This is a genomic window from Cellulomonas sp. P4_D11, assembly GCF_056401915.1.
Genome location: NZ_JBFUIK010000038.1, coordinates 1 through 12,383 on the forward strand (window position 1 = coordinate 1; position 12,383 = coordinate 12,383).

The following is a 12,383-nucleotide window of genomic DNA, read 5'->3' on the forward strand; positions in this document are numbered from 1 at the left end:
GGCGGACCCCGCCGAGCCGCCGGGCCGCAGCCCGACCGCGAGGAGCATGGCCGCACCGAGCTGGAGGCCCGCCGCGGCGACGTCGGCCAGGCCGAGCGCACCGGTGAGGCTCACGGCTGCGACCAGCCAGCCGACGGCGCCGGCCAGCAGGGTTGCCAGTGCCGCCCGGGGGAACGGCGCCGGCCCGCGCAGCGCGAGGACGGCCCAGACCAGCTCGGCGGTGCCGATCGCGACGAGCGCCACACCGAGCGCGAGGTGGTGCCCCAGGTGCTCCGACCCGAGGGCGAGGAGCAGGAGGCCGCCGCCGAGTGCCGTGTAGGCGGCGCCCGTCCGCCCGACGAAGGCCCGGGTGCTCTCGCCGGCGTCGAACGCCGCACGGGGCGGGCCGAGCGCCGGCTCCTCGGCCCGCACCGCGACGGCCACCGTCACGCCGTCCGCGTGCCGGCGCCGACCTGCTGCGGGCTCTTGTCGGCGGCGAGGCCGACGCCGAGCAGCAGGATCGCGCTGGCGAAGTGCAGGACGTTGTCCGCGCCGTTGAGCGCCAGGATGTTGGCGCTGGAGCCGACGAGGAACAGGCCGAGGACGCCGACCAGCAGGTACACGGCGCCGACGGTCGTGTTCGTGCCCTTGGCCGCGCGCACCGAGGAGCGTGCGGCGATGAGCAGGGCCGCGCCGATGAGCAGGTGCACGATGTTGTGCAGCGGGTTGACGTCGAACACGATCAGCGGCTCGCCCTCGGTGGCAGCGAACGAGACGCCGCCCGTGACGACGAAGCCGGTGAGCCCGACGAGCAGGTAGACGACGCCGAAGATCGTCCCGACGAGTCGGTTCGGTGACTGGGACATGGGAGGCCTCCGTGAGGGGTCCGGGTACGTGCTGACACGGAGGGTTCGGACCCGGGGACCGTCCGGATGGGGTCCGATTTGGAGGACCTCGCGCCGGTGACGTACCCTCGGGTCATCCAAAGACCGCCGGTCGTCGGTCCGTCGTGCTCACACAGTGCGCATGTCGGTCCGCCCGAAGTCCCGCAGCAGCGGAGGCCAGCGCAGGTGAGAGTTCCCGGAAGGTTCGGCACGCGCCGAGCCGCCTGACGAGCCCCGCGCCTGCGCGGGGCTCTTTCGTTCGTGGGGCGTGACGACCGGTGGCACCACCATCGGAAGGATTGCCATGGCGAGGCCGGACAAGGCAGCCGCTGTCGCAGAGCTCACGGATCTGTTCCGTGACTCCAACGCGGCCGTGCTGACCGAGTACCGCGGGCTCACCGTTGCGCAGCTCAAGAAGCTGCGCAAGGCGCTCAGCGGCAACGCAACCTACGCCGTGGTGAAGAACACGCTGACCGCGATCGCGGCCAAGGATGCCGGCCTCGAGGGCCTCGACGACGTGCTTGCGGGCCCGTCGGCGATCGCCTTCGTCTCCGGTGACCCGGTCGAGGCCGCGAAGGGTCTGCGTGACTTCGCCAAGGCGAACCCCGCACTGGTCATCAAGGGCGGTGTCCTCGAGGGACGCACCCTGACCGCTGCGGACGTCACCAAGCTCGCGGACCTCGAGTCCCGCGAGGTGCTGCTGGCCAAGGCTGCCGGCGTGTTCAAGGCGTCGCTCTTCCAGGCGGCGTACCTGTTCACGGCGCCCGCCGCCCAGGCCGCGCGCACCATCGACGCCCTGCGCCTCAAGCGCGAGGAGTCGGCCGAGGTCGCAGCCTGAGCCATCCGGCACAGGCGCTGAAGAATCCCCTGCCCGAGCCGGCCACCACGGCCGCCGGGCGCTGAACGGAAGGAACCGCCATCATGGCGAAGCTCACCACCACCGAGCTCATCGACGCGTTCAAGGAGCTCTCCCTCATCGAGCTCTCCGAGTTCGTGAAGGCGTTCGAGGAGACCTTCGAGGTCACCGCTGCCGCTCCGGTCGCCGTCGCGGCCCCCGCCGGCGCCGGTGGCGCTGCCGAGGTCGAGGCCGAGGAGGAGAAGGACTCGTTCGACGTCGTTCTCGAGTCCTCGGGCGACAAGAAGATCCAGGTCATCAAGGAGGTGCGCGTCCTGACGTCCCTCGGTCTGAAGGAGGCCAAGGACCTCGTCGACGCCGCCCCCAAGGCCGTCCTGGAGGGTGTCACCAAGGAGAACGCCGAGAAGGCCAAGGCGACCCTCGAGGCCGCTGGCGCCACGGTCACCCTCAAGTGATCACCGCCTCCGGCAGGGTCGGTGCGCCGATCCGCCGGAGGTAGGGGAGCGACGCTCCCGCAGCTGGTCCGACGAGGCCCGCGTCCCGACGAGGGACGCGGGCCTCGTCGCGTGCCGGACGGGTGGCCGCACCGGCGTCGTCCACAGCCGGACGGGGGTCAGGCTTTCGTCGGCCCGCCGGGTGTGCCACCATGTGCGCGGCGACAACGTCGTCGCCGGACGGGCGGAGCCGCCTGTTCGTACCGGACGCCTCAGGGTCCACGTCGATGTCGGCGGGGGTCTCCCGGGGGTGTCGATGCCGGGTGGACTTTGCCATCGCGGCCGAGTATGCTAGCGCTTTGCGCTGGCCTGTGCCCGCGATCCCGTATAACCCGAGCCCACCCTCGTCGTTCGTACACGACGTCCGGAGGCTCGCCGGCCGGGGGATCGCGCCTAGCCAGGGACAGCGCAGCGTGCACTCGATCCGCTGGGAAGGACCCCTCTTTTGGCTGCCTCGCGCACCCCTTCTGCTCCGACCGCCGACGCCATCGCGAACCGCACCGCATCCCGCCGTATCTCTTTCGCCAAGATCCACGAGCCCCTCGAGGTCCCGGACCTGCTCGGTCTGCAGACGGAGAGCTTCGACTGGCTGCTCGGTAACGAGAAGTGGCAGGGCCGTGTGGCCAAGGCCCTCGAGGCCGGCCGTCAGGACGTTCCCGAGACCGCTGGTCTCGAGGAGATCTTCGAGGAGATCTCGCCCATCGAGGACTTCGGCGGATCCATGTCGCTGTCGTTCCGCGAGCACCGCTTCGAGCCGCCGAAGTACACGGCCGAGGAGTGCAAGGAGAAGGACTTCACCTTCGCCGCCCCGCTGTTCGTGACGGCGGAGTTCGTCAACTACACCACCGGTGAGATCAAGAGCCAGACGGTCTTCATGGGCGACTTCCCGCTCATGACGGAGCGCGGCACCTTCATCATCAACGGCACCGAGCGCGTGGTCGTCTCGCAGCTCGTCCGTTCGCCCGGCGTGTACTTCGAGCGCACGGCCGACAAGACGTCCGACAAGGACGTCCTCACGGCCAAGGTCATCCCGAGCCGCGGTGCCTGGCTCGAGTTCGAGATCGACAAGCGCGACAACGTCGGCGTGCGCGTCGACCGCAAGCGCAAGCAGAACGCCACGGTGCTGCTCAAGGCGCTCGGCATGACGGACGCGGAGATCCGCGAGGAGTTCGCGGCGTACCCGGCCGTTATCGACACGCTGGACAAGGACCACGTCCAGACGCAGGACGAGGCGCTGCTCGACCTCTACCGCAAGATCCGCCCGGGCGAGCCGCCCACGGTCGAGGCCGGCCGCGCGCTCATCGAGAACTTCTACTTCAACCCGAAGCGCTACGACCTCGCGAAGGTCGGCCGCTACAAGCTGAACAAGAAGCTCGGCCTGGACGTCCCGCTCGCGGACTCGGTCCTGTCGCGTGACGACGTCGTCGCCACCATCAAGTACCTCGCGTCGCTGCACATCGACCTCCCGTCCCTGCCGGGCACGCGTGCCGGCGAGGCCGTCGAGATCCGCGTCGAGCCGGACGACATCGACCACTTCGGCAACCGTCGCATCCGCGCGGTCGGCGAGCTCATCCAGAACCAGGTCCGCACGGGCCTGTCGCGGATGGAGCGCGTCGTGCGCGAGCGCATGACGACGCAGGACGTCGAGGCGATCACGCCGCAGACCCTGATCAACATCCGCCCCGTGGTGGCGTCGATCAAGGAGTTCTTCGGCACGTCGCAGCTGTCGCAGTTCATGGACCAGAACAACCCGCTCGCGGGCCTGACGCACAAGCGTCGCCTGTCCGCGCTGGGCCCGGGTGGTCTGTCCCGCGACCGCGCCGGCATGGAGGTCCGTGACGTCCACCCGTCGCACTACGGCCGCATGTGCCCGATCGAGACCCCTGAGGGCCCGAACATCGGCCTCATCGGCTCGCTCGCCACGTACGGGCGGATCAACCCGTTCGGCTTCGTCGAGACCCCCTACCGCAAGGTCATCAAGGGCAAGGTCTCCGACGAGGTCCACTACCTGACCGCCGACGACGAGGACCGCCACGTCATCGCGCAGGCGAACGCCCCGCTCAAGGCGAACGGCGCCTTCGAGGAGGACCGCGTCCTGGTCCGCGTCAAGGGCGGCGAGATCGAGTACGTCGCCGGCGAGGCCGTCGACTACATGGACGTCTCCCCGCGTCAGATGGTGTCGGTGGCCACGGCCCTGATCCCGTTCCTCGAGCACGACGACGCCAACCGCGCCCTCATGGGTGCCAACATGCAGCGCCAGGCCGTCCCGCTGGTCCGTTCCGAGGCCCCGCTCGTGGGCACCGGCATGGAGCGTCGCGCGGCCATCGACGCGGGCGACGTCATCGTCGCGACGAAGCCGGGTGTCGTCACCGAGGTGTCGGCGGACCTGATCGTCGTCGCCAACGACGACGCCACCACGTCGACCTACCGCGTCGCCAAGTTCCGTCGCTCGAACCAGGGCACCTCGTACAACCAGCGCGTGCTGGTCGACCAGGGCGCCCGCGTCGAGGTCAACTCGGTGCTCGCCGACGGCCCGGCCACGGACGAGGGCGAGCTCGCGCTCGGCCGCAACCTGCTGGTCGCGTTCATGTCGTGGGAGGGCCACAACTACGAGGACGCGATCATCCTGTCGCAGCGCCTCGTGCAGGACGACGTGCTGTCCTCGATCCACATCGAGGAGCACGAGGTCGACGCGCGCGACACCAAGCTCGGCCCGGAGGAGATCACTCGGGACATCCCGAACGTCTCCGAGGAGGTCCTCGCGGACCTGGACGAGCGCGGCATCATCCGCATCGGTGCCGAGGTCGCGGCCGGCGACATCCTCGTCGGCAAGGTCACGCCCAAGGGCGAGACCGAGCTGACCCCGGAGGAGCGCCTGCTCCGTGCGATCTTCGGTGAGAAGGCGCGCGAGGTCCGCGACACGTCGCTCAAGGTCCCGCACGGCGAGTCCGGCACGGTCATCGAGGTCCGCACGTTCAGCCGGGAGGACGGCGACGAGCTGCCCGCCGGCGTGAACGAGCTGGTCCGCGTGTACATCGCGCAGCGCCGCAAGATCACGGACGGCGACAAGCTCGCCGGCCGCCACGGCAACAAGGGCGTCATCTCCAAGATCCTGCCGGTCGAGGACATGCCGTTCCTCGCCGACGGCACCGCGGTCGACGTCGTCCTCAACCCGCTCGGTGTGCCCGGCCGCATGAACGTCGGCCAGGTTCTCGAGACGCACCTCGGCTGGGTGGCCAAGCAGGGCTGGGACATCCAGCTCGCCGAGGGCGACGTCTCGTGGCGGGACGACGTCCCGGCCATCGCCGCGTCGTCGCCGGCCGGCAACCCGGTCGCGACGCCCGTGTTCGACGGTGTCCCGGAGACGACCCTCACCGGTCTGCTCTCGGCCACGCTGCCGAACCGGGACGGCGAGCGGACCGTGGGTGGCGACGGCAAGGCGCGCCTGTTCGACGGGCGCTCCGGCGAGCCGTTCCCCGAGGCTGTCGCGGTCGGCTACATGTACATCCTCAAGCTGCACCACCTCGTCGACGACAAGATCCACGCACGTTCCACGGGTCCGTACTCGATGATCACGCAGCAGCCGCTGGGTGGTAAGGCGCAGTTCGGTGGCCAGCGGTTCGGCGAGATGGAGGTCTGGGCCCTGGAGGCGTACGGCGCTGCCTACACGCTGCAGGAGCTCCTCACCATCAAGTCGGACGACGTCCCCGGACGCGTCAAGGTGTACGAGGCGATCGTCAAGGGGGAGAACATCCCCGACTCGGGCATCCCGGAGTCCTTCAAGGTGCTCCTCAAGGAGATGCAGTCGCTCTGCCTGAACGTGGAGGTGCTCTCCTCGGACGGCGTCTCCATCGACATGAAGGAGAACGACGACGAGGTCTACCGCGCAGCGGAGGAGCTCGGCATCGACCTGTCGCGGCGCCCGAACGCCAGCAGCGTCGAAGAGATCTGACGTCGAGCCTGCCGCCCTTCCGTGAAGGGTGGGCGGCGGGCCCGCACCCTTAGCAACATTTCCGTTCAGCCGGTGCACACCGGCAAGCGAAGGAAGTAGGACCCCCCTTGCTCGACGTCAACGTCTTCGACGAGCTGCGTATCGGCCTTGCCTCGGCCGACGACATCCGTGCCTGGTCGCACGGTGAGGTGAAGAAGCCCGAGACCATCAACTACCGGACCCTGAAGCCGGAGAAGGATGGCCTGTTCTGCGAGAAGATCTTCGGTCCCACCCGGGACTGGGAGTGCTACTGCGGCAAGTACAAGCGCGTGCGCTTCAAGGGCATCATCTGCGAGCGCTGCGGCGTCGAGGTGACCCGCTCGAAGGTCCGTCGTGAGCGCATGGGCCACATCGAGCTCGCCGCGCCCGTCACGCACATCTGGTTCTTCAAGGGTGTGCCGTCGCGGCTCGGCTACCTGCTCGACCTCGCCCCGAAGGACCTCGAGAAGGTCATCTACTTCGCGGCCTACATGATCACCTGGGTCGACGTCGACGGCCGGCACGAGGACCTCCCCAACCTCCAGAACGGGATCGACCTGGAGAAGAAGGAGATCTCGGACCGCCGCGACAACGACATCAACACCCGCGCCACCAAGCTCGAGGCCGACCTGGCCGAGCTGGAGGCCGAGGGTGCCAAGGCCGACGCACGCCGCAAGGTGCGCGACTCGGCCGAGCGCGAGATGGCTCAGCTGCGCAAGCGTGCCGACCTCGAGCTCGACCGCCTGGACCAGGTCTGGGACCGGTTCAAGAACCTCAAGGTCGCTGACCTCGAGGGCGACGAGATGCTCTACCGCCAGCTCCAGGACCGGTACGGCAACTACTTCGAGGGCTCGATGGGCGCCGCGGCGATCCAGAAGCGTCTCGAGGCGTTCGACCTCGAGGCCGAGTCCGACTCGCTGCGCGAGATCATCAAGACCGGCAAGGGCCAGCGCAAGACGCGTGCCCTCAAGCGCCTGAAGGTCGTCAACGCGTTCCTCACGACGACCAACTCGCCCACCGGCATGGTGCTCGACGCCGTCCCGGTCATCCCGCCGGACCTGCGTCCGATGGTCCAGCTCGACGGTGGCCGGTTCGCCACCTCGGACCTGAACGACCTGTACCGCCGCGTGATCAACCGGAACAACCGCCTCAAGCGGCTGCTCGACCTCGGCGCGCCCGAGATCATCGTCAACAACGAGAAGCGGATGCTCCAGGAGGCCGTCGACTCGCTGTTCGACAACGGCCGCCGCGGCCGTCCGGTGACGGGTCCGGGCAACCGCCCGCTCAAGTCCATCTCGGACATGCTCAAGGGCAAGCAGGGTCGGTTCCGCCAGAACCTGCTCGGCAAGCGCGTCGACTACTCGGGCCGTTCGGTCATCGTCGTCGGCCCGCAGCTCAAGCTGCACCAGTGCGGTCTGCCCAAGCAGATGGCGCTCGAGCTGTTCAAGCCGTTCGTGATGAAGCGCCTCGTGGACCTCAACCACGCGCAGAACATCAAGTCGGCCAAGCGCATGGTCGAGCGCGCCCGTCCCGTCGTCTGGGACGTGCTCGAGGAGGTCATCACGGAGCACCCGGTGCTGCTCAACCGCGCACCCACGCTGCACCGTCTCGGCATCCAGGCGTTCGAGCCCCAGCTGGTCGAGGGCAAGGCGATCCACCTGCACCCGCTCGTCTGCGCCGCGTTCAACGCGGACTTCGACGGTGACCAGATGGCCGTCCACCTGCCCCTGAGCGCCGAGGCGCAGGCCGAGGCCCGCATCCTCATGCTCTCGAGCAACAACATCCTGAAGCCGTCGGACGGGCGTCCGGTGACCATGCCCTCGCAGGACATGATCATCGGTCTGTACCACCTGACCAACGACAAGGACGAGGCGCTCGGCGCCGGCCGCGCGTTCAGCACGGTCTCCGAGGCGATCATGGCGTTCGACCAGGGCAGCCTGGACCTCAACGCCGTGGTGAAGATCCGCTTCGACGACCTGGTGCTGACCGAGGACGACGCGCCCGAGGGCTGGACCGAGGGCGACGCACTGCTCTTCGAGACGACCCTGGGTCGCGCGCTGTTCAACGAGCTGCTGCCGGTCGACTACCCGTACGAGAACGGCGTCGTCGACAAGAAGCGTCTCTCGGTCATCGTCAACGACCTGGCCGAGCGCTACCCCAAGGTCGAGGTCGCTGCCTCGCTGGACGCGCTCAAGGAGGCCGGCTTCCGCTGGGCCACCCGCTCGGGCGTCACGATCTCCATCTCGGACGTCGCGACCCCGTCGGCCAAGGCGGCCATCCTCGAGGCGCACGAGGCGCGTGCGGCGAAGGTGCAGGGCCAGTACGAGAAGGGCCTGATCACCGACGACGAGCGTCGCCAGGAGCTCATCGAGATCTGGACGCAGGCCACCGACAAGGTCGCCGACGCGATGCGGGAGAACTTCCCGCGCCAGAACACCGTCTACAAGATGGTCGGCTCGGGTGCGCGTGGTAACTGGATGCAGGTCCGCCAGATCGCCGGTATGCGTGGCCTCGTGGCCAACCCGAAGGGCGAGATCATCCCTCGTCCGATCAAGTCGAACTACCGCGAGGGGCTGTCGGTCCTCGAGTACTTCATCGCGACGCACGGTGCCCGCAAGGGTCTGGCGGACACCGCTCTGCGGACCGCCGACTCGGGCTACCTGACCCGTCGTCTGGTGGACGTCTCGCAGGACGTCATCGTCCGTGAGGACGACTGCGGCACCGAGCGTGGTCTGACCATGCCGATCGGCGTGCCCGGTACGGACGGCGCCCTGCGTCGTCACGACAAGGTCGAGACGAGCGTCTACTCGCGCACGCTGGCGAGCGACATCGAGGTCGACGGCGAGATCATCGGCCACGCCGGTGACGACGTCGGCGACGTGCTGCTCGACCGCCTCCTCGAGGCGGGCGTCGACACGCTCAAGATCCGCTCGGTGCTCACCTGCGAGTCCCGCGTCGGCACCTGCGCGCGCTGCTACGGCCGTTCGCTGGCCACCGGCAAGCTCGTCGACATCGGCGAGGCCGTCGGCATCATCGCGGCCCAGTCGATCGGTGAGCCCGGCACGCAGCTGACGATGCGTACCTTCCACACCGGTGGTGTGGCGTCGGCCGACGACATCACGCAGGGTCTGCCGCGTGTCCAGGAGCTCTTCGAGGCCCGCACCCCCAAGGGTGAGGCGCCCATCGCGGAGTTCTCGGGCCGCATCGCGGTCGAGGAGGGTGACCGTTCGCGTCGCCTCGTCCTCACGCCGGACGACGGCTCGGAGGAGATCGCCTACCCGATCACCAAGCGCTCGCGCCTGCTGGTCTCGGACGGCGACCACGTCTCCGTCGGCACCCAGCTGGTCCAGGGTGCGGTCGACCCGAAGAAGGTCCTGCGCATCCTCGGCCCGCGTGCGACGCAGAAGCACCTGGTCGACGAGGTGCAGGTCGTCTACTCGTCGCAGGGCGTGGACATCCACGACAAGCACATCGAGGTCATCGTGCGGCAGATGCTGCGTCGCGTGACGGTCCTCGACTCCGGCACCACCGACCTGCTGCCCGGCGAGCTCGCCGAGCGTGGGCGCTTCGAGGACGCGAACCGCGCTGCGGTGTCCGAGGGCGGCCAGCCGGCCTCGGGCCGTCCGGAGCTCATGGGCATCACGAAGGCGTCGCTCGCGACGGACTCGTGGCTGTCGGCGGCCTCCTTCCAGGAGACCACCCGGGTGCTCACCGAGGCCGCGATGTCGGGTCGTTCCGACCCGCTGCTCGGCCTCAAGGAGAACGTCATCCTCGGCAAGCTCATCCCGGCCGGCACGGGTCTGCCCCGCTACGGCAACATCGCGGTCGAGCCCACCGAGGAGGCGAAGGCCGAGCTGTACCCGACCTTCGGCTACGACGAGATCGACTTCCCCGCCCTGGGCCTCGGCTCCGGCGAGGCGATCCCGCTCGAGGACATCGACTTCGGCGACTACCGCTGATCGATCCGCACCACCCGCAGGGGGCTCACCGTCACGGTGGGCCCCCTGCGGCGTGCTCAGGGGATCTGCACCGCTGTGCCCGACACCTCGATGCCCGAGGTGGCGTCGCGGGGGATCGTCACCGTGAGCAGCCCGGGTCGGCCGAGGTCGTCGCCCTGGTGCACGGTGACCGTCGTGGGGGTCTCCACCAGCCCCAGCTCGCGCAGGTACCCGCCGAGCGCCGCCGCGGCCGCGCCGGTGGCCGGGTCCTCCCACTGCCCGCCGGGCGGGAACGGGTTGCGGGCGTGGAACAGGTCCGGGGCCTCGCGGTGCACGAGGTCCACGGTCGTCCAGCCGCGCGCGGCCATGAGGGCGCCGAGGCGGTCGACGTCGTAGTCCAGGTCGGTCAGGCGCTGCCGCGTGCGAACAGCGACGACGGGGTGCCAGGCTCCCGCGAACGCCACCCGGAGCGGGAGCAGGGGATCGAGCTCGTCCGCGGCCCAGCGCAACGACGCGAGCAGCTCGTCGCGGTCGTCGTCGGCGAGCGGGACCGTGCGCGGGGGGACACTGACCAGCGTCGCGACGAACCGGCCCGCGAGGTCCTGGGACGTGCGCACCTCGACCGGTCCTGCGGCCGTCGCGAGCCGGGCGACGCCGGACGTCCCGCGCTCGGCGAGCGCGACCGCGGCGGCGATCGTCGCGTGCCCGCAGAACGGCACCTCGGCGAGCGGGCTGAAGTACCGCACGTCGAACGCGCGCGGGTCGGCGGTCGGGAGCAGGAACGCGGTCTCGGAGTAGCCGACGTCGGCGGCGATCCGCTGCAGCTCGTCGTCCGGCATCCCCGCCGCGTCGAGCACGACGCCGGCCGGGTTGCCGCCGGCGGGATCGGTGGTGAAGGCGGCGTAGCGCAGGAGGTCCACCGGACCGTTCTACCCGCCGTCGGCGGCGGCGGGATGAATTCGGACGGTCGCGCAGTTGTACCCCATGTCACGCTGCCCGCGGCTCCTGCCGCTTTGACGCCCTTCCGGGCGCCGGGTAACGTAGGACACCGTGCCCGCGCCGTCGGGCTCTCGCGCATGCACTCGGTGGACGCCTCCTGTTCTGGGATCGGCGGGTCCGGGAGCATCGGGTGGTTTCCCCCACCGCGCCGTCTCTCCGTCAAGGCAACCTTGCGGAACGCGGTGCGGAGGACCGGGGCGACACGCCCGGGTGCGGGGGTCGGTGCGGGACGTACGACCTCCGGGGTAGTCGCGCGACGGGCGACGAACCCCGACCATGCCGGCCGTCCAGGGTGACGGGTGCCGGTCGACCAGAGATTCATCCAACAGACGGAGACGTAGTGCCTACGATCCAGCAGCTGGTCCGCAAGGGCCGGCAGGCGAAGACGAACAAGTCGAAGACGCCTGCCCTCAAGGGCTCCCCCCAGCGACGCGGTGTGTGCACCCGCGTCTACACCACGACCCCGAAGAAGCCGAACTCCGCGCTCCGCAAGGTCGCGCGCGTCCGCCTCTCGAGCCAGGTCGAGGTCACCGCGTACATCCCGGGTGTCGGTCACAACCTGCAGGAGCACTCGATCGTGCTCGTGCGCGGTGGCCGTGTGAAGGACCTCCCGGGCGTCCGGTACAAGATCGTCCGTGGCGCCCTCGACACGCAGGGCGTCAAGAACCGTAAGCAGGCGCGCAGCCGCTACGGCGCGAAGAAGGTGGGCTGATGCCTCGCAAGGGTCCGGCCCCCAAGCGGCCGCTCGTCATCGACCCCGTCTACGGGTCCCCGGTCGTCACGCAGCTGATCAACAAGGTCCTGCTCGACGGCAAGAAGTCCGTCGCGGAGCACATCGTCTACGGCGCCCTCGAGGGTGTCCGTGAGAAGACGCAGGGCGACCCGGTCGTCGTGCTCAAGCGCGCGCTGGACAACGTCCGCCCGTCGCTCGAGGTGCGCTCGCGCCGCGTCGGTGGTGCGACCTACCAGGTCCCCGTCGAGGTGCGCCCGGTCCGTCAGACCACCCTCGCGCTGCGCTGGCTCACCGACTACTCGCGCGCTCGCCGCGAGAAGACGATGACGGAGCGCCTCATGAACGAGATCCTCGACGCGTCCAACGGCCTCGGTGCCGCGGTCAAGCGTCGCGAGGACATGCACAAGATGGCCGAGTCCAACAAGGCCTTCGCGCACTACCGCTGGTAATCCCGGCACCCACGGGCGCTGCGCCGCCGGTCCGATCCTCGGGCCGGACCGGTGGCGCCACCCAAGCCAACCGACAAGGGG

9 protein-coding genes are annotated in these 12,383 nt (G+C 69.6%); 6 read left to right on the forward strand and 3 right to left on the reverse strand.

What is annotated here, in order from left to right; translation table 11 throughout:
• The coding region (locus AC1DT4_RS17650; RefSeq protein WP_477091085.1) for a hypothetical protein at nt 1–429 on the reverse strand (429 nt) is incomplete at its 3' end.
• Nucleotides 426–845: a DUF4383 domain-containing protein gene (locus AC1DT4_RS17655; RefSeq protein ID WP_477091086.1), complete on the reverse strand. Its 420-nt coding sequence runs from the start codon at nt 843–845 to the stop codon at nt 426–428. The genes AC1DT4_RS17655 and AC1DT4_RS17650, both read right to left, overlap by 4 nt.
• Nucleotides 846–1,167: 322 nt before the next feature.
• Between AC1DT4_RS17655 and rplJ the strand changes: the two genes are divergently transcribed.
• From rplJ to AC1DT4_RS17675, 4 genes are all read left to right on the forward strand, one after another.
• Nucleotides 1,168–1,701, forward strand: coding sequence for a 50S ribosomal protein L10 (gene rplJ / locus AC1DT4_RS17660; RefSeq protein ID WP_477091087.1), 534 nt, complete (start codon nt 1,168–1,170; stop codon nt 1,699–1,701).
• An 83-nt stretch (nt 1,702–1,784) separates the two neighbouring features.
• Nucleotides 1,785–2,174, forward strand: a complete 390-nt coding sequence (gene rplL / locus AC1DT4_RS17665) for a 50S ribosomal protein L7/L12 (RefSeq protein ID WP_477091088.1) — start codon at nt 1,785–1,787, stop codon at nt 2,172–2,174.
• A 484-nt stretch (nt 2,175–2,658) separates the two neighbouring features.
• Complete coding sequence (gene rpoB, locus AC1DT4_RS17670) at nt 2,659–6,165, forward strand: DNA-directed RNA polymerase subunit beta (RefSeq protein WP_477091089.1); 3,507 nt, start codon at nt 2,659–2,661, stop codon at nt 6,163–6,165.
• A 107-nt stretch (nt 6,166–6,272) separates the two neighbouring features.
• On the forward strand, nt 6,273–10,142 hold the full coding sequence (locus AC1DT4_RS17675; protein WP_477091090.1) for a DNA-directed RNA polymerase subunit beta': 3,870 nt from the start codon (nt 6,273–6,275) through the stop codon (nt 10,140–10,142).
• Between the two features lie 56 nt (nt 10,143–10,198).
• Here the strand turns inward: AC1DT4_RS17675 and AC1DT4_RS17680 are convergent, their stop codons facing one another.
• Entirely contained in the window at nt 10,199–11,041 is an 843-nt protein-coding gene (locus tag AC1DT4_RS17680) for a PhzF family phenazine biosynthesis protein (RefSeq protein ID WP_477091091.1), read from the reverse strand.
• A 419-nt stretch (nt 11,042–11,460) separates the two neighbouring features.
• On the opposite strand from AC1DT4_RS17680, the gene rpsL reads away from it, so the two are divergent.
• Nucleotides 11,461–11,832: a 30S ribosomal protein S12 gene (rpsL, locus tag AC1DT4_RS17685; RefSeq protein ID WP_013770160.1), complete on the forward strand. Its 372-nt coding sequence runs from the start codon at nt 11,461–11,463 to the stop codon at nt 11,830–11,832.
• The gene (gene rpsG, locus AC1DT4_RS17690) at nt 11,832–12,302 is read left to right on the forward strand and encodes a 30S ribosomal protein S7 (RefSeq protein ID WP_028045072.1); all 471 of its coding nucleotides are present in this window, start codon (nt 11,832–11,834) and stop codon (nt 12,300–12,302) included. The genes rpsL and rpsG overlap by 1 nt, the downstream gene beginning before the upstream one ends.
• The last annotated feature ends 81 nt before the right edge of the window (nt 12,303–12,383 follow it).

Bases quoted from the DNA above. Each gene is read 5' to 3' on its own strand.
- rplL (WP_477091088.1), top strand. From the start codon at position 1,785: ATGGCGAAGCTCACCACCACCGAGCTCATCGACGCGTTCAAGGAGCTC.
- AC1DT4_RS17655 (WP_477091086.1), bottom strand. From the start codon at position 845: ATGTCCCAGTCACCGAACCGACTCGTCGGGACGATCTTCGGCGTCGTC.
- rplJ (WP_477091087.1), top strand. From the start codon at position 1,168: ATGGCGAGGCCGGACAAGGCAGCCGCTGTCGCAGAGCTCACGGATCTG.
- rpsG (WP_028045072.1), top strand. From the start codon at position 11,832: ATGCCTCGCAAGGGTCCGGCCCCCAAGCGGCCGCTCGTCATCGACCCC.